General features: G+C 52.5%; 21 protein-coding genes and 1 riboswitch. All 21 genes read left to right on the forward strand.

Features of this window, described 5'->3' with window-relative positions:
* The first annotated feature begins 504 nt into the window (after positions 1-504).
* The 21 genes from GIW82_RS13425 (at position 505) to GIW82_RS13525 (ending at position 23,750) form a co-directional block, all read left to right on the forward strand.
* Positions 505-1,026, forward strand: a complete 522-nt coding sequence (locus GIW82_RS13425) for a DUF2179 domain-containing protein (RefSeq protein ID WP_195914061.1) — start codon at positions 505-507, stop codon at positions 1,024-1,026.
* Complete coding sequence (locus tag GIW82_RS13430; RefSeq protein ID WP_154750467.1) at positions 1,023-1,211, forward strand: NETI motif-containing protein; 189 nt, start codon at positions 1,023-1,025, stop codon at positions 1,209-1,211. Before GIW82_RS13425 ends, GIW82_RS13430 begins: the two co-directional genes overlap by 4 nt.
* A gap of 84 nt (positions 1,212-1,295) precedes the next feature.
* Positions 1,296-1,395, forward strand: a riboswitch (purine riboswitch).
* A 137-nt stretch (positions 1,396-1,532) separates the two neighbouring features.
* Positions 1,533-2,021 carry a 5-(carboxyamino)imidazole ribonucleotide mutase gene (purE, locus tag GIW82_RS13435; RefSeq protein ID WP_154750468.1) on the forward strand — a complete coding sequence of 163 codons (489 nt, stop codon included), beginning with the start codon at positions 1,533-1,535 and terminating at the stop codon, positions 2,019-2,021.
* Complete coding sequence (purK, locus tag GIW82_RS13440) at positions 2,018-3,142, forward strand: 5-(carboxyamino)imidazole ribonucleotide synthase (protein WP_154750469.1); 1,125 nt, start codon at positions 2,018-2,020, stop codon at positions 3,140-3,142. The genes purE and purK overlap by 4 nt, the downstream gene beginning before the upstream one ends.
* A 16-nt stretch (positions 3,143-3,158) precedes the next feature.
* Positions 3,159-4,454 carry an adenylosuccinate lyase gene (gene purB, locus GIW82_RS13445; RefSeq protein WP_154750470.1) on the forward strand — a complete coding sequence of 432 codons (1,296 nt, stop codon included), beginning with the start codon at positions 3,159-3,161 and terminating at the stop codon, positions 4,452-4,454.
* A 42-nt stretch (positions 4,455-4,496) separates the two neighbouring features.
* Complete coding sequence (gene purC, locus GIW82_RS13450) at positions 4,497-5,213, forward strand: phosphoribosylaminoimidazolesuccinocarboxamide synthase (protein ID WP_154750471.1); 717 nt, start codon at positions 4,497-4,499, stop codon at positions 5,211-5,213.
* Positions 5,210-5,464: a phosphoribosylformylglycinamidine synthase subunit PurS gene (gene purS / locus GIW82_RS13455; protein WP_154750472.1), complete on the forward strand. Its 255-nt coding sequence runs from the start codon at positions 5,210-5,212 to the stop codon at positions 5,462-5,464. The genes purC and purS overlap by 4 nt, the downstream gene beginning before the upstream one ends.
* A complete protein-coding gene (gene purQ, locus GIW82_RS13460) occupies positions 5,461-6,144 on the forward strand; it encodes a phosphoribosylformylglycinamidine synthase subunit PurQ (RefSeq protein WP_154750473.1) in 684 nt (227 codons plus the stop codon). Before purS ends, purQ begins: the two co-directional genes overlap by 4 nt.
* Positions 6,128-8,353, forward strand: coding sequence for a phosphoribosylformylglycinamidine synthase subunit PurL (gene purL, locus GIW82_RS13465; RefSeq protein WP_154750474.1), 2,226 nt, complete (start codon positions 6,128-6,130; stop codon positions 8,351-8,353). The genes purQ and purL overlap by 17 nt, the downstream gene beginning before the upstream one ends.
* Positions 8,329-9,750 carry an amidophosphoribosyltransferase gene (purF, locus tag GIW82_RS13470; RefSeq protein WP_154750475.1) on the forward strand — a complete coding sequence of 474 codons (1,422 nt, stop codon included), beginning with the start codon at positions 8,329-8,331 and terminating at the stop codon, positions 9,748-9,750. Before purL ends, purF begins: the two co-directional genes overlap by 25 nt.
* A 10-nt stretch (positions 9,751-9,760) precedes the next feature.
* The gene (purM, locus tag GIW82_RS13475; RefSeq protein WP_154750476.1) at positions 9,761-10,822 is read left to right on the forward strand and encodes a phosphoribosylformylglycinamidine cyclo-ligase; all 1,062 of its coding nucleotides are present in this window, start codon (positions 9,761-9,763) and stop codon (positions 10,820-10,822) included.
* Positions 10,812-11,390, forward strand: coding sequence for a phosphoribosylglycinamide formyltransferase (purN, locus tag GIW82_RS13480; protein ID WP_154750477.1), 579 nt, complete (start codon positions 10,812-10,814; stop codon positions 11,388-11,390). The genes purM and purN overlap by 11 nt, the downstream gene beginning before the upstream one ends.
* Positions 11,391-11,457: 67 nt before the next feature.
* Positions 11,458-12,993, forward strand: a complete 1,536-nt coding sequence (purH, locus tag GIW82_RS13485; RefSeq protein ID WP_154750478.1) for a bifunctional phosphoribosylaminoimidazolecarboxamide formyltransferase/IMP cyclohydrolase — start codon at positions 11,458-11,460, stop codon at positions 12,991-12,993.
* Between the two features lie 17 nt (positions 12,994-13,010).
* Positions 13,011-14,273: a phosphoribosylamine--glycine ligase gene (gene purD, locus GIW82_RS13490; RefSeq protein ID WP_154750479.1), complete on the forward strand. Its 1,263-nt coding sequence runs from the start codon at positions 13,011-13,013 to the stop codon at positions 14,271-14,273.
* A 196-nt stretch (positions 14,274-14,469) separates the two neighbouring features.
* Positions 14,470-15,060, forward strand: a complete 591-nt coding sequence (locus tag GIW82_RS13495) for a GNAT family N-acetyltransferase (protein ID WP_154750480.1) — start codon at positions 14,470-14,472, stop codon at positions 15,058-15,060.
* 243 nt (positions 15,061-15,303) lie between these two features.
* Positions 15,304-17,034, forward strand: a complete 1,731-nt coding sequence (locus GIW82_RS13500; protein ID WP_154750481.1) for an adenine deaminase C-terminal domain-containing protein — start codon at positions 15,304-15,306, stop codon at positions 17,032-17,034.
* A gap of 230 nt (positions 17,035-17,264) precedes the next feature.
* Positions 17,265-17,585, forward strand: coding sequence for a YerC/YecD family TrpR-related protein (locus tag GIW82_RS13505; RefSeq protein WP_154750482.1), 321 nt, complete (start codon positions 17,265-17,267; stop codon positions 17,583-17,585).
* Between the two features lie 76 nt (positions 17,586-17,661).
* A complete protein-coding gene (gene pcrB / locus GIW82_RS13510; RefSeq protein ID WP_370456243.1) occupies positions 17,662-18,366 on the forward strand; it encodes a heptaprenylglyceryl phosphate synthase in 705 nt (234 codons plus the stop codon).
* 25 nt (positions 18,367-18,391) lie between these two features.
* Entirely contained in the window at positions 18,392-20,593 is a 2,202-nt protein-coding gene (pcrA, locus tag GIW82_RS13515; RefSeq protein ID WP_154750483.1) for a DNA helicase PcrA, read from the forward strand.
* A 15-nt stretch (positions 20,594-20,608) separates the two neighbouring features.
* Positions 20,609-22,615 carry an NAD-dependent DNA ligase LigA gene (gene ligA / locus GIW82_RS13520; protein ID WP_154750484.1) on the forward strand — a complete coding sequence of 669 codons (2,007 nt, stop codon included), beginning with the start codon at positions 20,609-20,611 and terminating at the stop codon, positions 22,613-22,615.
* A 13-nt stretch (positions 22,616-22,628) separates the two neighbouring features.
* Positions 22,629-23,750, forward strand: coding sequence for a CamS family sex pheromone protein (locus GIW82_RS13525; protein WP_154750485.1), 1,122 nt, complete (start codon positions 22,629-22,631; stop codon positions 23,748-23,750).
* Positions 23,751-23,810: the final 60 nt, after the last annotated feature.

The following is a 23,810-nucleotide window of genomic DNA, read 5'->3' on the forward strand; positions in this document are numbered from 1 at the left end:
AGTTAAGCTCTTTTGCGCCGATGGTAGTTGGGGGTCTCCCCCTGTGAGAGTAGGACGTCGCTGGGCAAACAAAAGACCGCAACCGGGTAGATTCCGGTTGCGGTCTTTTTTGATTTTCTCACAACCCTTCAAAGCTTAAAGGATTCAAGCTCCTGCTGTTCATTCTTTATTTGCCAAAAAACGAAATTAAAGCCGAAGCCTGAAGTGCGCACAAATGGATCTGGAGCGGCCAGGGCCGCTCCGACAAGTACGATAAGGTTTCTAAGCGGCATCCTTTATCGTCCGTTCCAGGAGAATCCACTGGCTCCTTGTCGCTGGAAAATTCGACAGCATGGTGCGCTTCGTCGGGAACAGGTGGCAGGAACTTCCTTAAGGCTGCTTGCTTCCTGTTTTTTCTTTCGCTATAGGACCTTGCAATCCCGTGTTATTTCGACTATTATGAGAAAGATTCTTTAGAAGAGAGTCGGAAAGGGAGAATGGAAGTTGGATCTTAATCCATGGTTGATGATTCTTATCATCTTCACCATCAACATTGTGTACGTATCATTTTTCACAGTTCGGATGATCATGACGTTGAAAGGGTATCGGTACATTGCGGCGTTTGTCAGCATGATCGAGACCGTCATTTATATAGTAGGACTTGGGCTGGTGCTCGATAACTTAGGCGAGATCCAGAACTTGATTGCGTATGCGCTCGGGTATGGTTCCGGGGTTATCATAGGCTCGAAAATTGAAGAGAAGCTGGCGCTTGGTTACATCACCGTCAATGTCATCACGAGTGAAATCGACCATGCGCTGCCGAAGCAACTGCGGGATAAAGGGTATGGCGTGACGGACTGGACGGCTAACGGCATGGAAGGCGGGCGGCACACGATGCAGATCTTGACGCCTCGGAAAATGGAACTGGCGCTGTATGCCACCATCAAAGAAATGGACCCGAAAGCCTTTATCATTTCGTATGAACCGAAAGCGATCCATGGCGGGTTTTGGGTCAAGTCTGTAAAGAGAGGGAAATTGTTTAAATGAGTAAAAAAACGGTTTGGTTTGAAGTGGAAGAGAACGAAACGATTGACGACTGCTTGAAGCGGATGGCGGACGCCGGCTATATGCCGATGGGACGGCGGGAAGAACCGATCTTTCACGAAGTCGACGGGAAGCCTGTCCATTTGCGGCAGAAAATTCAGTTTAAAGGAATTCATTCAGAAGAATAATGTCAAAATTACCTAAAGACGAACATTGAATATATCAATTTGTTTATTGTTCGACTTTATGGTTGACGCTGCCGTATGAGCTTGTTATGATGAAGTTGGAACCGACATATATGCAGAAGAATTGGCTTCTGCGTTTCTACCAGGACACCGTAATGTCCGGACTATGCGGGAAAGCGACTTAATGGAAATTTGCGAGGGATGTGCGTTTGCATGCCGTCATTTTCAATTCGCCAAATTTTTGCCCTTAAGTAGACTGCTTTTCACGTAAATGTGAGCAGTTTATTTGAGGGCTTTTTTACTTGAGTAAAGGAGAGATTCGGAATGGGTGCAAGAATCGGCGTTATTATGGGAAGTACGAGTGATTGGGAAACGATGAAACATACATGTGACGTACTGGACGAACTCGGAATTGCTTATGAGAAAAAGGTGGTTTCTGCGCACCGTACACCGGATCTCATGTTTACTTACGCAGAAGAGGCGCGTGAACGTGGACTGCAAGTAATTGTAGCAGGAGCTGGCGGTGCTGCACACTTGCCGGGGATGGTCGCCGCGAAGACGACACTTCCCGTGATTGGGGTACCGGTCCAATCGAAGGCGCTGAATGGCTTGGATTCGCTCTTGTCGATCGTGCAAATGCCGGGCGGTGTACCGGTTGCGACAGTGGCCATCGGAAAAGCTGGGGCAACGAACGCAGGACTTCTTGCGGCACAGATTCTCGGTGCGACGGATGAAACGGTAGCCGCAGCGCTTGAAGAGAAGAGAGAAGCGACGCGTGCACAAGTCGTGAAAAGCTCAGGTGACTTACAATGATCAAAACGATTTTACCAGGACAGACGATCGGAATCATCGGCGGCGGACAGCTTGGACGTATGATGGCGCTTGCGGCGAAAGAAGCTGGCTTCCGGATTGCGGTGCTTGATCCGGGTATCGACTCACCGACAGGGCAAGTTGCAGACATCCGCATCGTGGCTCCATTCGATGACGAGGATGCGCTCGCGGAACTTGCGGAAGCGAGTGACGTGATTACGTACGAGTTTGAAAATATCGATGCTGCTGCATTGGAGCGTCTCGCTGCGAAAGCGTACTTGCCACAAGGTGCTGAATTGATCCGCCTGACACAGAACCGGATTTTTGAAAAGCAGGCAATTCGTGACGCGGGTGTGCCGGTAGCGGATTACATCACGCTTGCCTCTTACGAAGAGCTTCACGAGAAGCACACGCAGCTGGCGTTTCCATTCATCGTGAAGACTGCAACAGGCGGCTATGACGGCAAAGGGCAGCAATTGATCGCCTCTGAAGCCGAGCTGTCGCTTGCACAGGAGCTGTTTGATAATGGAGCATGTATCGCAGAAGCGTTCGTGCCATTCACGAAAGAGATTTCGGTCATCATCCAGCGCAATGTGCACGGTGAAGCAGCTGTCCTCCCAATCGGGGAGAACATCCATGTCTCGCATATTCTCCATGAGACGATCGTTCCGGCGCGTGTGGCTGACAAGTCACTCGAACAGGCGGAACGGGCGGCTCACCAAATCGCTGACCATTTAAAAATGGTAGGAACATTAGCAGTCGAAATGTTCGTGCTCGAAGACGGCTCGATCATCGTGAATGAACTGGCACCGCGTCCGCATAACTCGGGCCACTATTCGATCGAGGCGACGAATAGCTCGCAATTCCACCAGCACATCCGCGCTATCTGTGGCTGGCCGATGCGCAAGCCGGAGCTGTGGAAGAGTGCAGTCATGGTCAATGTGCTCGGGGAGCATGTGGCACCACTGACGAGCATCATCAGCCGTTATCCGAACTGGTCGCTTCATTTGTACGGCAAAGCGGAAGCGAAGCTGAAACGGAAGATGGGGCACGTCACGATTTTGACGGACGACCTGGAAGAGACATTGGCAGAAATCGAAAAATCCGGCATTTGGCCGGAATAATTGGAGGAACTACTTTATGATCGCACGTTATACGCGTCCTGAGATGGGTGCCATTTGGACAGATGAAAACCGTTACCAGGCTTGGCTGGAAGTTGAAATTCTTGCTTGTGAAGCATGGGCGGAAATTGGTGATATTCCGAAAGAAGATGCAGCGAAAATCCGTGAGAATGCTTCATTCTCGGTAGACCGCATTTTGGAAATCGAAGAAGAGACACGTCACGACGTTGTGGCATTCACACGCGCCGTTTCGGAAACGCTCGGCGAAGAACGAAAGTGGGTGCATTACGGTCTCACTTCGACAGATGTCGTCGATACGGCGTTGTCTTACTTGATCAAACAAGCGAACGAAATCTTGCGCAACGACTTGAACCGCTTCGTCGACATTCTGGCGGTGAAAGCGAAAGAGCACAAAATGACAGTCATGATGGGACGCACACACGGTGTCCATGCAGAACCGACGACATTCGGCTTGAAGCTGGCACTGTGGCACGAAGAAATGAAACGCAACGTAGAGCGTTTCGAAGCTGCTGCGAAAACGATCGAGACTGGGAAGATGTCAGGTGCTGTCGGCACGTACGCAAACATCGATCCATTCGTCGAGAAATATGTGTGTGAGCAGCTAGGACTTGCAGCTTCACCGATTTCGACACAAACATTACAGCGTGACCGTCATGCACAATATATGAGCACACTTGCATTGATCGCATCGTCGATCGAGAAGTTCGCGACGGAGATCCGCGGCTTGCAGAAATCGGAGACACGTGAAGTCGAGGAATTCTTTGCAAAAGGGCAAAAAGGTTCATCTGCAATGCCGCATAAACGCAACCCGATCGGTTCTGAAAACATGACAGGCCTTGCGCGCTTGATCCGCGGGTACATGATGACCGCATATGAGAACGTATCGCTATGGCACGAACGTGATATCTCACACTCAAGTGCAGAGCGCGTCATTTTGCCGGATGCGACGATTGCACTGAACTACATGCTGAACCGCTTCGGCAACATCGTGAAGAACTTGACGGTGTTCCCGGACAACATGAAACGCAACATGGACTCGACACTTGGCCTTATCTACTCACAGCGCGTTCTTCTTACGCTGATCGACAAAGGGATGGCACGTGAAGCAGCATACGATACAGTACAGCCGTGTGCGATGGAAGCGTGGGAAACACAACAGCCGTTCCGCGGCATCGTCGAAGCGAACGAAACCATCACACAGCACTTGTCGAAAGAAGACTTGGATGATTGCTTCGATTACCATTACCACATCCAGCAAGTCGACATGATTTTCGACCGTCTTGGATTGAACTGATCGACACACCTTGATTTTCATAAATTGAACGGAGGCTCTCTGATGGAAAACGCTCATGTTTTGTACGAAGGAAAAGCGAAACGGCTTTATGCAACGGATCAGACAGGAGTGCTGCGCGTCGAGTATAAAGACGAAGCGACAGCATTCAATGGGGAGAAGAAAGCGGAGATTGCAGGGAAAGGTACGCTTAACAACCGCATCACATCTTTGCTGTTCGAGAAACTGAGAGCAGCAGGAATCGACTCCCACTTCATCAAGCAGCTTTCCGACCGGGAGCAGCTCGTGAAGCAAGTTTCGATCATTCCACTGGAGGTTGTCGTCCGCAACATTGCGGCCGGCAGTCTTTCCAAGCGGCTCGGCATAGAGGAGGGCACTGTCCTGAAACGTCCGATCGTGGAATTTTATTTGAAGGACGATGCACTGGGAGACCCGCTCCTGACAGAAGAGCATATTGATATGCTTGAACTGGCGAACGAAGAGGAAGTCGGGGAGCTCCGAAAACAAGGGTTGGAAATCAATGATGTGTTACGTGGTTTTTTTGAAGAGATCAGCGTGGAACTGGTCGATTTTAAAGTAGAGTTTGGCATTGGCACTGACGGCAAGATCATTCTGGCGGACGAAATTTCGCCGGACACTTGCCGGCTATGGGATGCCGAGACGAAAGAGAAGCTCGATAAAGATGTATTCCGCCGGGACCTCGGTGATTTGACACAAGCATACGCGCTCATTTTAACGCGATTGGGAGGAGAATTTTCATGAGAAAAGTCAAAATATACGTAACTTTGCGTGAAAGTGTTTTGGATCCACAAGGCTCTGCAGTGATGGGGTCGCTTCATAAGATGGGGTATGGGGAAGTTGAAGATCTGCGGATCGGCAAGTACATGGAACTGATCGTCGGGGACAGCGAACGTGACATCGACGCGCTCGTGACGGAAATGTGTAACCGCTTGTTAACGAACACGGTGATTGAAGATTACCGCTATGACGTGGAGGAGGTTGTCTCCTCATGAAGTTCGCAGTGATTGTGTTTCCGGGTTCGAATTGTGATTTGGACATGCTTCATGCCATCAACGATGAACTTGGCGAGCAGGCGGAATATGTGCGTTACGACGCAACGGATTTGAGTGCATATGACGGCATCTTACTGCCGGGCGGTTTTTCTTACGGGGATTATCTGCGAGCTGGCGCGATTGCCCGTTTCTCAGGCGTGATGGACGAAGTGCGCAAGGCGGCGGATGCAGGCAAGCCGGTTCTCGGCGTCTGCAACGGCTTCCAGATCTTGACGGAAGCAGGACTATTGCCTGGTGTGCTTCTGCGTAACAAAGACTTGAAATTCGTGTGCAAGACGGTCACGTTGAACGTGGAGAATGCAGATACGCTGTTCACGAACCAATACAGCGAAGGACAGGAAATCCGGATTCCAGTCGCTCACGGCGAGGGGAACTATTATTGTGATGATGAAACGTATGCGCATTTGGAAGCGAACAACCAAATCGTCTTCACATACGGAGACGACTTCAATGGCAGCCGCAGCAACATCGCTGGAATCATCAACGAGCGCGGCAATGTGCTCGGCATGATGCCGCACCCAGAGCGGGCAGTATCCGACTTGATCGGCGGCAGCGACGGCTTGGCCTTGTTCAAATCAATTGTCAAACAGTGGAGGGAATCAAATGTCAGTCATGCTTGAACCGAATGCGGAGCAAATCAAAGAACAGAAATTGTATCAGCAAATGGGCTTGTCCGATGCCGAATTCCAAATGGTGGAAGACATTCTTGGGCGTTTGCCGAATTATACGGAAACCGGTTTGTTCTCGGTTATGTGGTCTGAGCATTGCTCTTACAAAAACTCGAAGCCGATTCTTTCGAAATTCCCGACAACTGGCGAACATGTGCTGCAAGGGCCGGGCGAAGGCGCGGGCATTGTGGACATCGGGGACGGGCAGGCAGTGGTCTTCAAGATGGAATCGCACAACCATCCGTCTGCAATTGAGCCGTACCAGGGTGCAGCGACAGGCGTCGGCGGCATCATCCGTGACGTCTTTTCAATGGGCGCGCGCCCTGTGGCAATGCTGAACTCACTCCGTTTCGGCGAGCTGACATCTCCACGTGTGAAATATTTATTCGAAGAAGTGGTTGCGGGAATCGCAGGCTACGGAAACTGTATCGGTATCCCGACGGTCGGCGGCGAAGTGCAGTTCGACGATTCATATGACGGCAATCCGCTCGTCAACGCAATGTGCGTAGGTTTGATCAATCATGAAGATATTCAAAAAGGTGTCGCGAAAGGCGTCGGCAACCCGGTCATGTATGTCGGGGCGAAAACAGGGCGCGACGGTATCCACGGCGCGACATTCGCATCGGAGGAATTGACGGAGACATCCGATGAGAACCGTCCAGCGGTGCAAGTAGGTGACCCGTTCATGGAAAAATTATTGCTGGAAGCATGTCTCGAGCTTGTGAAGTCGGATGCGCTCGTCGGCATTCAGGACATGGGAGCGGCAGGTCTTACGTCTTCTTCAGCAGAAATGGCTTCGAAGGCGGGATCCGGGATCGAAATGGACCTTGACCATGTGCCGCAGCGTGAGACAGGCATGACCGCTTACGAAATGATGCTGTCGGAATCACAGGAACGCATGCTCATCGTCGTTGAGCAGGGACGCGAACCGGAAATTGTCGAGTTGTTCGAGCGCTACGGCCTGGATGCTGTAACGATCGGCCGCGTGACGGATGACCGCATGCTTCGACTGAAACATCACGGCGAGATTGTCGCGGAAGTGTCGGTCGATGCACTTGCAGAAGATGCACCGGTGTACCATAAGCCGTCAGCAGTCCCAGCATACTTCACGGAATACCAGGCGATGGAGAATGCGGAGCCGGCGATCGAAGACATGAACAAGACACTCGTCGACCTATTGCAGCAGCCGACCATCGCGTCGAAAGAATGGGTGTACAGCCAGTATGACCACCAAGTGCGCACCAGCACAGTCGTTTCACCAGGTTCGGATGCAGCGGTCATCCGTGTGCGCGGCGCGAACAAAGGGCTCGCGATGACGACAGACTGCAACTCACGCTATGTCTACCTGGATCCGGAAACGGGTGGGAAAATCGCTGTTGCAGAAGCAGCGCGGAACGTTGTCGTATCAGGTGGACGTCCACTTGCAATCACGGACTGCCTGAACTTCGGCAGCCCTGAAAAACCGGAGATCTTCTGGCAGATGGAAAAATCGGCAGAAGGCATGTCGGAAGCATGTAACGTCTTGTCGACACCAGTCATCGGCGGAAACGTCTCGCTTTACAACGAAACGAGCGGAGTAGCGGTTTACCCGACACCGACAATCGGTCTCGTCGGACTGGTCGAAGACTTGGCACACGTCACGACGCAAGATGCGAAAACAGCAGGCGACTTCGTTTATTTGATCGGTGAAGCGAAGACGGAATTCGGCGGCAGTGAGCTTCAGAAATTGGTCGACGGCGACATTTCAGGGAAAGTCCCGGCAATCGACTTGCAAGTGGAGGCAGTGCGCCAAGAGCAAATCTTGTCTGCAATCCAGCAAGGGCTTGTTGCATCTGCGCATGACGTAGCAGAAGGCGGCGTCGCTGTCGCACTCGCTGAGAAGACATTCGGCAACGGCTTAGGCATTGAAGTGACGCTTAGCGGCTCTCAGACGACGGCACTATTCAGTGAGACACAGTCACGCTTCATCTTGACGGTCGCACCGGAACATGCGAAAGCATTCGAAGCGATCGTCACGGACGCGAAGAAAATCGGAACGGTCACAGGTGAAGAGCTGATCGTCAAAGGTGAAGACGGCAGCGTTTGGATCGAACAGTCCGTTGCAGCGCTCCGCTCGGCTTGGAAAGGAGCCATCCCATGCTTGCTGAAATCAGAAGCTTAAACGAAGAATGTGGCGTCTTTGGTGTATGGGGGCATGAAAATGCCGCCCAGATGACTTACTATGGCCTGCATGCCTTGCAGCACCGCGGCCAGGAAGGCGCCGGCATTGTGGTATCGGACGGCAGCCATTTGAAGGCATTGAAAGGCGAAGGCCTCGTCAACGAAGTGTTCACGACGGACAAGCTCGCAGCGATGCACGGCAGCGCAGCGATCGGCCATGTCCGGTATGCAACTTCAGGAGGCTCTGGCATCGAGAATGTCCAGCCGCTGCTGTTCAAATCGACGACGGGCAACCTCGCCGTTTCCCATAATGGAAACTTAGTAAATGCAATGCAGCTGCGCTCACACCTCGAGTGGCAGGGCAGCATCTTCCAAACGACATCGGATACGGAAGTGCTCGCACACTTGATCAAACGCAGCACGTACGAAACGTCAGAAGAACGCTTGAAAAATGCGTTGTCGCTTCTCAAAGGTGCATTTGCCTGCGTGATTTTGACGGAAGAAGCAATGTACGTGGCGCTTGATCCGAACGGCTTGCGTCCACTGTCACTTGGCCGCCTCGGCAATGCTTGGGTCGTGGCATCCGAGACATGTGCATTCGACTTGATCGGTGCAGAATTCGAACGTTCTGTGGAACCGGGGGAATTGCTTGTCATCGACGATACGGGAATCCGTGCAGAACGCTTCGCCTATCCGGCGGAACGTTCGATCTGTGCGATGGAATATGTCTATTTTTCCCGCCCGGATTCGGACATCGACGGGGTCAACGTGCACGCTGCGCGCAAACGGCTCGGTAAGCAATTGGCGAAAGAAATGAACATCGAAGCAGACGTCGTGACAGGGGTGCCGGACTCGAGCATCTCCGCTGCGATCGGCTTCTCGGAAGTGAGCGGCATCCCGTATGAGCTCGGTCTTATCAAGAACCGCTACGTCGGCCGGACATTCATCCAGCCGTCACAGGACCTCCGGGAACAAGGCGTCAAGATGAAGCTGTCTCCGGTGCGCCAAGTGGTGGAAGGGAAACGGGTCATCATGGTCGATGATTCGATCGTGCGCGGCACGACATCGCGGCGTATCGTCAATTTACTGAAAGAGGCCGGCGCACTTGAAGTGCACGTCGCAATCTCTTCACCACCGATCAAGAATCCTTGTTTTTATGGCATTGATACGAGTACAACTGGCGAATTGATCGCCGGCAACAATAGTGTGGAAGAGATGCGCGAGTTGATCGGTGCAGACTCGCTGACATTCCTGACGCTGGAAGGCATGGTCGACAACATCGGCCGGACTGATGAGAATGCGACACGCGGCCATTGTCTTGCATGCTTCACCGGGAAGTACCCGACGGAGATCTTCGCAGACACGGTCTTGCCGCACGAAAAAGAAGAAGCGCAATAGGAGGGCCATTATGTCGAACGCATATGAAAAAGCAGGAGTCAATATCGAAGCGGGCTACGAAGCCGTTGAACGAATGAAATCGCACGTTGCACGCACAGCGAGAACGGGCTTGATGGGAACATTCGGCGGATTCGGAGGCATGTTCGACTTATCCGCACTGAATCTGAAAGAACCGGTTCTTGTGTCAGGAACGGACGGCGTCGGCACGAAGCTGAAGCTTGCGTTCATGGCAGACCGTCACGATACGATCGGCATCGACTGTGTCGCAATGTGTGTGAATGATATCGTCGCACAAGGAGCTGAGCCGCTTTATTTCCTTGATTACATCGCGGTCGGAAAAGCGGTTCCGGAGCGGATCGAAGCGATCGTCAAAGGTGTTGCGGACGGCTGTGTAGCAGCAGGAGCAGCATTGATCGGCGGAGAGACAGCAGAGATGCCGGGTCTTTATCAAGAAGATGAGTATGATATTGCGGGCTTTGCAGTCGGAGCGGCTGAAAAGTCAGCGATCGTGACAGGCGAGAAGATTCGCCCAGGCGACGTATTGGTCGGCCTTGCTTCAAGCGGTATCCACTCGAACGGCTATTCACTTGTGCGCCACATCGTCTTCGAACAGAATGACTTCGGCATGGGCGAAGCGGTCCCAGGCTACGAATCGCTCGGTGAACTCGGGCAGACGCTGCTTGAGCCGACAAAGATCTATGCAAAAGCGGTAGCTGCAATCCAAGCAGCAGCAGACGTCCACGGGATGGCACACGTCACAGGTGGCGGCTTCATCGAGAACTTGCCGCGCATGATGCCTGCGGGATGCGGCGCGAAAGTCGAACTTGGCAGCTGGCCAGTACTGGATATTTTCAAGCTGTTGAAGGAAAAAGGCAGCTTGGCGGACCGTGACCTGTATTCAGTCTTTAATATGGGAATCGGCTTTGTGCTGGCAGTCCCAGCCCTTCAGGTGGATCAAGTCATCGCTGCAGCGGAAGCGAGCGGTGAGAAGGCGTACATCATCGGTGCAGTGTCAGACCGGGAAGGCGTACAATTTACAGGCAGTCAGGACGGGACACTCGATGCAGAATAAGCCCGTCATCGCTGTGTTCGCATCGGGGAGCGGCTCGAACTTCCAGGCCATGGCGGAGGCAATCGGCCGCGGTGAGCTGGATGCTGAAATCGCGCTCGTCGTGTCGGATAAGCCGGATGCTTATGTCTTAGAACGGGCACAGGCGGCCGGTATCGCGTCATTTGTCGTCCGTCCATCCGACTACGCGTCAAAACAGGAATATGAACAAGTGATAAAAGAGAAATTACATGCTTACGGAGTGGAGTGGATCGTGCTTGCTGGATTCATGCGGCTTATCGGCTCCGTGCTTCTTGAAGCTTTTGAAGGGCGTATCGTCAATATCCATCCGTCCGCATTGCCGGCATTCCCGGGCAAGGACGCGATCGGTCAGACAGTTGCGGCCGGTTCGAAAGTTGCCGGAGTCACGGTGCATTTTGTCGACGCGGGCATGGACACCGGTCCGATCATTGCACAGCGTGTATTTTTGATCGAAGACCGCAGCCGTGAAGAGCTGGAACAAGAGATACACGCAATCGAACACGAGCTATACCCTGCAACCCTGCAGCAATTATTCGCTGAAAACCGGTGAGACAGGCTTCACCGGTTTTCAAGCGTTTTACAGCTAGTACATACAGTATTTTTTAGGAGGAATTCAGTTGAAGAAAAGAGCGTTAATCAGTGTATCGGATAAATCGGGCCTTTTGGAATTTGCTCGTGGGATCGAGAAGCTCGGATACGAAATCCTGTCGACAGGAGGCACGAAAGGATTCCTGGAGGAGGGCGGTGTCGCGATTACAGCAGTGGATGCAGTGACGGGCTTCCCTGAAATTCTCGGCGGCCGTGTGAAAACGTTGCACCCGCTCATCCATGGCGGTTTGCTTGCCAAGCGGGATGACGCGCAGCACCAAGCGGAAATGACCGACAACGGCATTTCCCCGATCGACATCGTCTGCGTCAACTTGTATCCGTTCCGCGACACGATCTCAAAGCCGGATGTGGCAGTGGAAGATGCCATCGAGAACATCGACATCGGTGGACCGTCGATGCTTCGTTCAGCAGCGAAAAACCATGCAGACGTGACGGTCATCGTCGATGCAGCGGATTACCCGCGAGTATTGGCTGAACTGGAAGCGGAAGGAACGACTGCACCAGCGTTCCGTCGTCAGCTTGCAGCGAAGGTATTCCGCCACACAGCAGCATACGACGCGTACATTGCCGAATACATGACAGAACTGGCCGGCGAGGAATTCCCGTCTCAGCTGACTGTCACATACGAGCGTCAGCAAGTACTTCGTTACGGCGAAAACCCGCACCAAAAAGCAGCGTTCTACAGAAGTGCGCTTGGATCTGATTTCTCGATCGCCAATGCGGAGCAGCTGCATGGAAAAGAGCTTTCCTATAATAATATCCAAGATGCCAATGCAGCACTTCAATTGATCAAGGAGTTCGAAGGCCCGGCAGCGGTAGCGGTCAAGCACATGAACCCATGCGGCGTCGGTACAGGAGACACGTTAACTAAAGCGTTCACGAAAGCATACGAAGCGGATGCGACATCGATCTTCGGCGGCATCGTTTCACTGAACCGTGAAGTAGATGCGGAAACGGCTGAGCAGCTTGCAGGCATTTTCCTCGAAATCATCATTGCGCCGGCATTTTCGACGCAAGCACTTGAAATCTTGACGGCGAAGAAAAACATCCGTCTGCTGTCGATTCCGTTCGAATCGAAAAACACGGATAGCTGGAACATGGTGACAGTCGAAGGCGGGCTCCTTGTCCAGGAGCCGGATACATACGGCTTTGAAGAGGCGCAGATTTCCGTTCCGACTGAGCAGCAGCCGACGGAAGAACAGTGGGCAGCGCTGAAGCTCGGCTGGCGCGTCGTCAAGCACGTCAAATCGAATGCCATCGTCGTCTGTGACCGGGACATGACTCGCGGCATCGGTGCCGGGCAGATGAACCGCGTCGGCTCTGCGAAGATCGCGCTCAACCAAGCAGGCGAAGCGGCAAACGGCGCATGTCTGGCTTCGGATGCCTTCTTCCCGATGCCGGACACGGTCGAGGCGGCAGCGCAGGCGGGCATTAAAGCGATCATCCAGCCGGGTGGTTCGAAGAAGGATCAGGAATCGATTGACAAGGCGAATGAGTACGGCATTGCCATGGTCTTCACTGGCAACCGCCACTTCAAACATTAATGAAAGCGGGGGACCCCATGAATATTCTCGTAATCGGCCGCGGTGGCAGAGAACACGCCATCGCCCGCCAGTTCAACGAATCGGATGCAGTGGATACAGTGTATGCAGCACCGGGCAATGACGGCATGAGGAAAGATGCGGAGCTTGTAGCGATTGACGAAATGGATTTCGCTGCACTCGCGGATTTTGCGGAAGTGAAGGCGATCGATTTCACATTCGTCGGTCCCGAACAACCGCTGTCGGAAGGCATCGTCGATTTCTTCGAGGAGCGGGGCTTGCGTATTTTCGGCCCGTCCAAAGCGGCTGCACAAATCGAAGCGAGCAAGTCGTTCGCAAAAGAGCTCATGAACGACTACAACATCCCGACTGCCGGATACGCGACGTTCACAGATCTTGCGGAGGCTCTCGCCTACATCCGGAAGCACGGCGCACCGCTTGTTATCAAAGCGGACGGGCTTGCTGCAGGGAAAGGGGTAGTCGTCGCGATGACAGATGCGGAAGCGGAAGCGGCTGCCACCGACATGCTCGAGAGCAACCGGTTCGCTGAAGCTGGCTCAATGATTGTCGTCGAAGAGTTTCTCGAGGGAGAAGAATTTTCTTTCATGTCGTTCGTTTGGGACGGCGTAATCCACCCGATGGTCATTTCGCAAGATCATAAACGTGCTTACGACGATGACGAAGGACCGAACACCGGGGGCATGGGCGCATATTCTCCGGTACCGCACATTCCGGATACGGTTGTAGCAGAAACGTACGAAACGGTCGTCAAACCTGCTGTTTCAGCGATGGCGCAGGAAGGTGCGCCGTTCAACGGCATTCTCTATACCGGTGTCATCTGGACTGCTGCGGGACCGAAAGTGATCGAGTTCAATGCGCGTTTCGGCGACCCCGAAACGCAAGTTGTGTTGCCGCGTATGACGACAGATTTTGCGCGTTTCATGCAGTCGCTTTTCGAAGGGCAGCCCTTGCCGCTCCAGTGGAGTGACGAGGCGGTCGTCGGCGTGGTCGTTGCCGCGGAAGGCTATCCGGGAACGGTCGCTCATGGCGCGCTGGTACCGGAAATTCCCTTGCAAGGTGGTGCTGGCATCACGTATGCAGGCGTCAAGGAGCAGGGAGGTGCACTCACTGCTGCTGGCGGAAGGGTGTTGCTCGTGTCTGCGAGAGGGCCATCGATCGAAGAAGCACAGGTGAACGCTTACCGGCAATTGGCGGCTTGTGAATGGCCGGGATTCTTCTACCGAAAAGACATCGGATGGCGTGCAATTTCGAAAAAAGTATAGTATAATGGAAGCCGGCACAAATTCTTAGGAAGATGTGCCGTTTTTTATTCCGCTTGCCCCCTGGCAACGCGGGAGTTTGCCTGAGGATTTTCAACAGCCCACTTTTACCTCTTTTGAACACTCCAGATCGATCGGCCAAACCCGGCCACTGAAACAAAATCAGCAGGGCACCCAGATGCGGAAGGAGAAGATGTTTATGAATTGGTACGAAAAACTGAATCAGTATTTCCCGGTGGAGGAAATGAAATCCAAGCAACATATGGACACGCTTTTGAAGGAAAAAGGGGACGTCTACCACAAAGATGAAGGTGAATACCACGTATTGATGTACGCAGAATTCCCGCAATTCTCATTCGTGGATTATTTGTTCGTCTCGAAAGAATCACGCGGAATGGGGATCGGCAAGAAGATGCTTCAGATGCTGAAAGATAAGAACAAGCCGATCATCCTCGAAGTTGAGCCTGTCGATTACGAAGACACGGATTCGGAAAAGCGCTTGCGCTTCTACGCACGCGAAGGTTTCGAACATGCATCTTCGATCGGCTATAGCCGCCGTTCACTTGCAACAGGTGAAGAGAACGCGATGGAGATTCTTTACTGGGCGCCGAACGGTGAGTCGGAAGAAGAGATTTTCAATGGCATGAAGAAGATGTATGAAGACATCCACACGTACAAAGACGAGACATTTTACGGTGAGTCATACGAGCCGGTGGCAGACGTCCTGAGCTATCAGGAAGAGGCCAAGGAAGACATCCTCGCTGCCATTACGAAGACCGCTGCGAACTGAACAATACAATGCCATGAGTTAAATAAAACGGCGATGCCCTGGAAGTGCTTCCAACGACTTCCGGGAATCGGCCGTTTTTTTGGTTTGCGAAAAGGAATATGTGTGCGCAAAAATTAAAGACTAATGGCATTTTTCTGAACGATCGGCCCACCATCACCTTTCCCGGCTCCGAATCCGTGTATTTCCGTGTATTCTTATGCTAGTATAGAAAGCATGGATACTTGAAAAAATGAGGTGGAGCCAATGGTCAACCCGTTGTGGAAAATCACGGAACTAAGAAAGCAATTACAGATCATCACGAAAGATGAAAGTCCCGATATCGTTTTGACGAATGCCCGTTACTTGCACGGCATTTATAAAAAGTGGATGGAAGGGAACATTTGGATCCAGAGCGACCGCATTGTCTATGCAGGGAAAGAAATGCCGGAAGTCGGTCCGGATACGGAAGTGGTCGATGTTTCCGGCAAGTGGATCGTGCCGGGTTATATTGAGCCGCACGTGCATCCTTTCCAGTTGTACAACCCACATTCGTTCGCGGATTACGCAGCACAGTCCGGAACGACAATGTTCATCTCGGACAACTTGACGTTATTTTTGTCAATGGAAAATAAGAAAGCGTTTTCAATTTTGGATCAATTGAATGAATTGCCGTTCTCCTACTACTGGTGGACGCGTTTCGACTCGCAGACGGCACTTGCAGAAGAAGACAAACTGTTTTCTTCCAAGTCGGTCGGTGAGTGGCTGGATCGTCCGGAAGTGATCCTCGGGGGGGAGCTGACAGGATGGCCGAAGCTGTTGAACGGTGACGACCAGATGCTTTACTGGATCCAGCAGGCGAAGACGAACCGCAAGAAGATCGAAGGGCACTTCCCGGGAGCTTCCGAGAAGACGCTTGCCCGCATGAAATTGCTTGGAGCGGACGGGGATCATGAAGCGATGACCATCGATGAAGTGGAGATGCGTCTGTTGCACGGTTACGGTGTGACGCTGCGCCATTCTTCGATTCGACCAGACCTTCCTAGTCTTCTGAAAGGCGTCGTGGATCGTGAGCTGGAAGTGTTCGACAAGCTGATGATGACGACGGACGGCTCGACGCCGGCATTCCATCTTGACGGGGTCATGGACCTTTGTGTGAAGATTGCACTTGAAGCAGGCGTACCAGCGATCGATGCGTACATGATGAGTTCGTATAACGTGGCACGTTTCTACAACATGACGAGCATGCACGGTTTGATCGCAACAGGACGTTTCGCGAACATCAATATTTTGGATGACATCGAAAATCCGGTACCGTCGAGCGTTATTTCGAAAGGGGTCTGGCTGAAGCGTGACGGGAAGAAAGTCTTCACGTTGCCATCAATCGATTGGAAGCATTTGCCGGAACTTGAACTCGACTTCGAATTGAACGAGGACGATTTCCAGTTTTCGATGCCGTTTGGCTTGCAAATGGTCAACGACGTTATTACGAAGCCATATTCTGTTTCAATTGACCCGAACGACGGATTCTTATCGGAAGAACATGACGAGAGCTTCTTGATCTTGATCGACCGCGAAGGAAAATGGCGCGTCAATACAATCATCAAAGGCTTTGCATCGAGCGTGAAAGGCTTTGCGTCATCTTACAGTACGACAGGGGATATCGTCTTAATCGGGAAGAACCGCGCAGATATGTGGGCGGCGTTCAACGAACTGAAGCGCTTAAAAGGCGGAATTGTTCTGGTTGAAGACGGTAAGACCATCGTCGAATTGCCACTTCAGTTAGGTGGACTGGCGTCTGATCTTCCTATGGAAGAATTGATTCCGATCGAACAGGAGTTGAAAGCGGCGCTGCGTGAGCGCGGCTACAAGCACGGAGATGCGATCTACACATTGTTGTTCTTGCAGGCGACACATTTGCCATACATCCGTGTGACGCAGCAAGGAATTTACGATGTGATGAATAAAAAAATCTTATTCCCGGCATTTATGCGCTAGGTTTCTAGTGTTTTCGCGCTTCAACGCTTTAAAGCGTGAAAGAAAAGTGCTAAAATGAAGGCTACGTTGAACCGCTTTTTCAACAAAGGGAACAATGGGTCCATGGCCTGCTTTCGGACAGGAAGATGGACGAATTCAGCAAAGGGAATGGATGCCATGCTTCCGTGCAGCAATTTCTGTGCGGGATGCTGCTGATAGCCAAGACAATATCCGGGAGGAGGATGAAAAGCATGCAAATAGACAAGATTCGCGGCAAGCAAACGGATCAATTGATCGAAGCTGTGCTTGCTTTATCCGATAAAGAAGAAGCGTATCGATTTTTTGACGATCTATGTACGATCAGCGAAATCCAATCACTTTCGCAGCGGTTGGAAGTGGCACGGATGCTGCGCATGAAGAAGACGTATGAGAAGATCAAAAACGAAACGGGTGCATCGACAGCGACGATTTCACGTGTCCGCCGCTGCCTGAACTACGGCAACGATGCGTATGATGAAATGCTCGAGCGTCTGTATCCGGAAGAAAAGCAGTTCCATTTAGTAGAAGACTGAACAGAGAACGACTCTGTTCAGCTTTTTTTGTTATAATGGGTTGGTGAAAATTTGATGTGAAGTCAGGTGAGGAATAGTGGATTTTCAATCATGGCGGCATGCCTTTAAATTGGACCCCGCGAAGGAAATTGCAGACGATGCATTGGAGCGAGTGTGCAAATCGGGGACCGACGCGATCATCATCGGCGGCAGCGACGGCATCACGCTCGACAACGTGCTCGACTTGACGGCACGCGTGCGGCGCTTCAATGTACCAGTGGTACTAGAGGTTTCGGAACTGGAGGCGATCGTGCCGGGCTTCGATTATTATTTCATCCCGACCGTGCTCAATAGTGAGGATCCGAAGTGGATCAAAGGGCTTCACCACGAAGCGATCCGTGCGTACGGCGACATGATGGATTGGGAAGAACTGGTCCCGGAAGGCTATTGCATCCTGAACGGCGATTGCAAAGCAGCGATGCTGACCGGAGCAGATACGGAACTCACGGATGAAGACGTCATCGCTTATGCCCGTCTTGCAGAACATTTCTTCCGGCTGCCGATCTTTTATATGGAATACAGCGGCAAGTATGGTGACCCTCAATTGGTCCATGAAGCGGCTGCCGTGCTCGACCGGACACAGCTGTTTTACGGAGGCGGCATCGACTGCGCCGTGAAAGCGGTGGAAATGGCGGCCGTTGCTGACACGGTAGTGATCGGCAATCTCGTGTATGAAAACTTGGAACAGGCATTATCGACTGTGCCGGCGGTTGCGGAAACAGCCAAGCACAGTATAAAATAGAAACAAATGTTCGTGGAGGTGCAAGATGGAAATCATCACAAAAAACCTGCTCAAGGGAATGAATCCGGAGCAGGCAGAAGCAGTCAAGACGACGGAAGGACCACTCTTGATCATGGCGGGAGCAGGTTCGGGGAAGACGCGTGTTTTGACGCACCGGATTGCGTATCTCGTTCTTGAGAAGCAAGTGTATCCGTCAAAGATTCTTGCTATCACATTTACTAACAAAGCGGCGCGCGAGATGCGCAACCGGATCGACGGCCTGCTTGGCCACGGCACAGGGGATCGCATGTGGGTCTCTACGTTCCACTCGATGTGTGTCCGGATCTTGCGCAAGAACATCGATCGGCTCGGCTTTACGAAAAACTTCTCGATTCTTGACGGCTCGGATCAATTGACGGTCATTAAGAACGTCTTGAAGCAACTGAACATGGACCCGAAACAATACGAACCGCGCTCAATGCTGAACGCCATTTCATCGGCGAAGAACGAGTGCATCACGGCGAAGCAATACGCACAGCAGCTGAATGCTGCGAACCCTTACGAGAAGGCGATCTCGAACGTGTACGACGAATATGAGAAGCGTCTGCGGAAGAACCAGTCGCTCGACTTTGATGATCTCATCATGGTGACGCTGCAATTGTTCAACGAAGTGCCGGATGTGCTGGAGTTTTACCAGAACAAATTCCAGTACATCCACGTCGACGAGTATCAGGATACGAACAATGCACAGTACCAGCTCGTGCAGAAATTGGCGGAAAAATTTAAGAATATTTGTGTGGTTGGTGACTCTGACCAATCAATCTACCGTTGGCGTGGAGCGGATATAACGAACATTCTGACATTCGAGAAGGATTATCCTTCGGCAAAAGTCATCATGCTCGAACAAAACTACCGCTCGACAAAACGGATCTTGCAGGCGGCGAATGACGTCATCAAGAACAACGCAAGCCGTTACCCGAAGGAATTGCATACGGACAATTCGGAAGGGCAGGCTATCACTGTATTCAAAGCAGGGGATGAGCGGCAGGAAGCGCAGTACATCGTCCAGACGATCCAGCAGCTGATGGAGCAGGAAGATTACAAGACTTCGGACTTTGCCGTGCTGTACCGGACGAATGCACAATCGCGCGTCATGGAGGAAATGCTCGTCAAATCGAACATGTCCTATGCCATTGTCGGCGGCACAAAGTTCTACGACCGGAAAGAAATCAAGGACTTGCTTGCCTACTTGCGGCTGATCGCCAATAACGACGATGACCTATCGCTTGCGCGTGTCATCAACGAACCGAAACGCGGCATCGGAGCGACATCGTTCGAACGGATGGTGTCCTATGCGATCTCGAATGACCGGACGATCCTGGATGCGCTTCAGGAAGTAGACTTCATCGGACTGTCGCCGAAAATCACGCAATCTGCAGTGGAGTTCCGCGACATGATCAAAGGTTTCACAGGGATGCAGGATTATTTGACTGTCACAGAGCTGGTCGAGGAAGTGCTGAAGAAATCGGGCTACCGCCAGATGCTTCAAGCGGACAAGACCATCGAAGGTGAAAGCCGTCTCGAGAACATCGAGGAGTTCCTGTCAGTGACGAAAGTATTCGAAGAACAGAGCGAGGACAAATCGCTTGTCGCGTTCTTGACGGACCTCGCGCTCATCTCGGATATCGATTCCCTGGACGATGAGGAAGAGACGGACGGACCGATCATTCTGATGACGATGCACGCAGCGAAAGGGCTGGAATTCCCGGTCGTCTTCATTATCGGCCTCGAGGAAAACGTCTTCCCGCATGCGCGTTCGAACAACGACAATGACGAGCTGGAGGAAGAACGCCGGCTCGCGTACGTCGGCATTACACGAGCAGAGCAGCGGCTGTATTTGACCCATGCCACGTCACGGACATTGTTCGGCCGGAGCAACTACAATCAGCCGTCGCGTTTCCTGAAAGAGATCTCGGAAGAATTGCTCGAGGTGCAAGGTGTGCAGATGCGTGCGGTATCCAGACCAGCACCGCGCAGGCCTGCCGTTAAACGGCCGATGTATGCACAGACCGGCGGCGACAAAGCCGGCTGGCGGATCGGCGACAAAGCGGAACATAAAAAATGGGGCACGGGGACTGTGGTTTCCGTTAAAGGAGAAGGCGAGCAGATCGAACTCGACATCGCCTTCCCGAGCCCGGTCGGCATCAAGCGGCTTCTTGCCAAATTTGCACCGATCGAAAAAGCATAAACGGGAGGAACCTTCATGGATCGGATAAAAGCGGAACAGCGCGTCACGGAACTGAATGAGCAGTTGCAGCAGTATGGCCATGCGTATTACGTATTGGACAAGCCGGCTGTGCCGGACGCGGTTTATGATCAATTGCTGAATGAATTAATCGGGCTCGAGGAGCTATTCCCGGATCTCGTCTTCCCGGACTCCCCGACACAGCGTGTAGGCGGCGAACCTCTTGCGAATTTCCAAAAAGTGACGCATGAACAGCCAATGCTCTCTTTGTCGAATGCATTCAACGAAGAGGATTTACGCGATTTCGACAAACGTGCACGAAGCGGTGCTGGCGAAGACATCTCGTATGTGTGTGAACTGAAGATCGATGGGCTGGCCGTTTCGCTCATGTACGAAGAAGGCCGTTTCGTCCGCGGAGCAACGCGTGGCGACGGCAGGATCGGAGAAGACATCACGGCGAACTTGCGGACGATTCAATCGATTCCGTTGCGCCTGAAAGAGCCGGTATCACTCGAAGTGCGCGGAGAAGTATTCATGCCGAAGGGCTCATTCCATGCATTGAATGAAGCGAAGGCGGAGCGCGGCGAAGAACTATTCGCCAACCCACGGAACGCTGCTGCAGGTTCGTTGCGTCAGCTGGATCCGAAAATCGCAGCGAGCCGCAACTTGGATGTCTTCATCTATGCGATCGGTGGCGATGCGGAAACGTACGGCCTGACAAATCATGATGAGACGCTCAGTTACTTGGGCGAACTTGGCTTCAAAATCAATCCCGAACGTGCGGTCTGCCAGGATGTCGACAGCGTCATCGCCTATATCGAGGGATGGACAGGAAAACGGATGGACTTGCCTTATGAAATCGACGGTATCGTCATAAAAGTGAACGCCTACTTGCAACAGCAAGACCTGGGCTTTACGGCGCGCAGTCCGAAATGGGCGACGGCGTATAAGTTCCCGGCAGAAGAAGTCATCACACGTCTTCGCGGCATCGACTTGAATGTCGGCCGCACGGGTGTCGTGACACCGACGGCAATCCTTGACCCGGTGGCGGTGGCGGGCACGACCGTCCAGCGTGCTTCCCTTCATAACGAAGACCTGATCCGTGAAAAGGACATCCGGATCGGTGACCATGTCATTATCCGGAAAGCCGGGGACATCATCCCGGAGGTCGTCTCGGCGCTCGTCGAGATGCGGAGCGGTGACGAAGAGCCGTTCCAAATGCCGGAGAACTGCCCGGCTTGTGAAGCGGAACTTGTCCGGATCGAAGGCGAAGTGGCACTGCGCTGCGTCAATCCGCAGTGCCCAGCACAAATCGTCGAAGGATTGATCCACTTCGTCTCGCGCAATGCGATGAACATCGAGGGTCTCGGTGAGAAAGTCATCGAGCAGCTGTACAGGGAAGGACTCGTCGCGGACGTTTCCGATCTGTACAAATTGGAGAAAGAACAATTGATCGGCCTTGAACGAATGGGGGAGAAATCGATCACGAAGCTCCTGATGAATATTGATGCGTCACGCAGCAATTCGATGGAGCGGCTGTTGTTCGGCCTTGGCATCCGTTTCGTCGGGGAAAAAGGCGCACGCATCCTGTCAGAGCATTTCGGTTCGATGGAAGCGCTGCAGCATGCGGAAGTGGAAGAGCTGGTGACGATTTTCGAAATCGGCGATAAAGTGGCGGATTCGGTCGTGACGTATTTCGACAACGAGGAAGTTCACGGTTTGATGGAACGTTTAGCGGCTGCGGACGTCAACTTAACATACACGGGTACGAAAGTTCGGGTGGAAGCCGGAGCGAACGCGTTCGCAGGCAAGAAAGTCGTGTTGACGGGCAAGCTCGAAGGGTTGACCCGTGGCGAAGCGGGTGAACGTATCGAAGCGCTGGGTGGCAAAGTGACGGGCAGTGTCAGCAAGAACACGGACTTGCTTATCGCGGGGGAAGATGCCGGTTCGAAGCTTGCGAAAGCGACGGAACTTGGCGTGGAAGTGTGGAACGAAGAACGCCTGCTCGAGGAATTGAACAAATGAGGAGATTGGAATCATGAAACGCTTATTATACCTTTCGCTCGGCGTACTAGTACTGTCAGGGTGCCTTCCAGTCGCCACTGATAAGACGGAAGTGCTGAATACGGAAGAAGAAGTGGAGACAGCGATCATTCCAAGCATTCAATTGGATGATCAATATTACCGGACACTGCTGCCTTACAAAGAAAGCGTGACGCGCGGAACAATCGTCAGCCGTCTGAACTCGCGCTACGATATCAAAGAAGCGGAGAGCGGCTTGCTGCGCATGTCCCAGCAGCAATTCTCACCCGAGGACTATTATTTCCAGGAAGGGCAGAAAATCACTTCCGAGGAATTGACGAGCTGGCTGCGCCGATATGATGCGGAAAATAATCCGGACGGCCTGAATCCGGAGAATACATTGCCTGAAGGATCGGAAGAGCGGCCACCCGCTTCGATTCTTGCGCATGTCGTCGAGCAGAACTACTTGGTGAAGACAGACGAGGATACGATTCGTCTCGGCGGTGTCTCGATCGGCCTTGCGCTGAACTCGGTTTATTACAACCGGATCAATGATGTCGCTTACGAGGAAGAAATTCCAAGCTCACGCATCGTCGAAGAAGGACAGCGCATGGCGAATGAAATCGTCGCAAGGCTCCGGGAAAAGGAAGGCATGGCAAAAGTGCCGATCGTCGTCGGCTTGTTCAAGCAGAACAGCCGCTCTGCGATCACACCAGGTACATACTTCTCGTACGGGACGGCAGCGCCTGAGGCGACGGCGGTCAGCAATTGGAATGCAGTCAGTGAGGAGTATGTCATCTTCCCGTCTTCCCGCACGGAAGAAAAGTACCGGACCATCGATACGAAAGTCCGGAACTTCAAGCAAGCGACGGAAAAATATTTCTCGAACTTCACAAGTGTGGTCGGAACCGGCTTCTACCAAGGCGATGAATTGCGCCAGTTGAAGATCGAAATCCCGATCGAATTTTACGGTGCGGCTGAGATCATCGGCTTTACCCAATATGTGACCGGTCTCGTGATCGAGCACTTCCCGGAGAACATCCAAGTGGAAGTGAGTGTCACATCGATGAACGGACCTGAAGCGCTCATCCTGCGCAAAGTCGATCAGACGGAGCCGGTCGTTCACATTTATGACTGAAAGATGGGGGCTGCTGTGCGCGGTCCCTATTCTTTTGGGGATAAAAATGATATGATTATG

It is taken from the genome of Planomicrobium sp. YIM 101495, assembly GCF_009707665.1.
Lineage (GTDB): Bacteria > Bacillota > Bacilli > Bacillales_A > Planococcaceae > Planococcus.

Bases quoted from the DNA above. Each gene is read 5' to 3' on its own strand.
- purQ (WP_154750473.1), top strand. From the start codon at position 5,461: ATGAAGTTCGCAGTGATTGTGTTTCCGGGTTCGAATTGTGATTTGGAC.
- purS (WP_154750472.1), top strand. From the start codon at position 5,210: ATGAGAAAAGTCAAAATATACGTAACTTTGCGTGAAAGTGTTTTGGAT.
- GIW82_RS13505 (WP_154750482.1), top strand. From the start codon at position 17,265: ATGCAAATAGACAAGATTCGCGGCAAGCAAACGGATCAATTGATCGAA.
- purC (WP_154750471.1), top strand. From the start codon at position 4,497: ATGGAAAACGCTCATGTTTTGTACGAAGGAAAAGCGAAACGGCTTTAT.
- purE (WP_154750468.1), top strand. From the start codon at position 1,533: ATGGGTGCAAGAATCGGCGTTATTATGGGAAGTACGAGTGATTGGGAA.
- purB (WP_154750470.1), top strand. From the start codon at position 3,159: ATGATCGCACGTTATACGCGTCCTGAGATGGGTGCCATTTGGACAGAT.
- purK (WP_154750469.1), top strand. From the start codon at position 2,018: ATGATCAAAACGATTTTACCAGGACAGACGATCGGAATCATCGGCGGC.
- purL (WP_154750474.1), top strand. From the start codon at position 6,128: ATGTCAGTCATGCTTGAACCGAATGCGGAGCAAATCAAAGAACAGAAA.
- purN (WP_154750477.1), top strand. From the start codon at position 10,812: ATGCAGAATAAGCCCGTCATCGCTGTGTTCGCATCGGGGAGCGGCTCG.
- pcrA (WP_154750483.1), top strand. From the start codon at position 18,392: ATGGAAATCATCACAAAAAACCTGCTCAAGGGAATGAATCCGGAGCAG.
- GIW82_RS13430 (WP_154750467.1), top strand. From the start codon at position 1,023: ATGAGTAAAAAAACGGTTTGGTTTGAAGTGGAAGAGAACGAAACGATT.
- GIW82_RS13495 (WP_154750480.1), top strand. From the start codon at position 14,470: ATGAATTGGTACGAAAAACTGAATCAGTATTTCCCGGTGGAGGAAATG.
- GIW82_RS13500 (WP_154750481.1), top strand. From the start codon at position 15,304: ATGGTCAACCCGTTGTGGAAAATCACGGAACTAAGAAAGCAATTACAG.
- purD (WP_154750479.1), top strand. From the start codon at position 13,011: ATGAATATTCTCGTAATCGGCCGCGGTGGCAGAGAACACGCCATCGCC.
- GIW82_RS13425 (WP_195914061.1), top strand. From the start codon at position 505: ATGATTCTTATCATCTTCACCATCAACATTGTGTACGTATCATTTTTC.
- purM (WP_154750476.1), top strand. From the start codon at position 9,761: ATGTCGAACGCATATGAAAAAGCAGGAGTCAATATCGAAGCGGGCTAC.
- ligA (WP_154750484.1), top strand. From the start codon at position 20,609: ATGGATCGGATAAAAGCGGAACAGCGCGTCACGGAACTGAATGAGCAG.
- GIW82_RS13525 (WP_154750485.1), top strand. From the start codon at position 22,629: ATGAAACGCTTATTATACCTTTCGCTCGGCGTACTAGTACTGTCAGGG.
- purF (WP_154750475.1), top strand. From the start codon at position 8,329: ATGCTTGCTGAAATCAGAAGCTTAAACGAAGAATGTGGCGTCTTTGGT.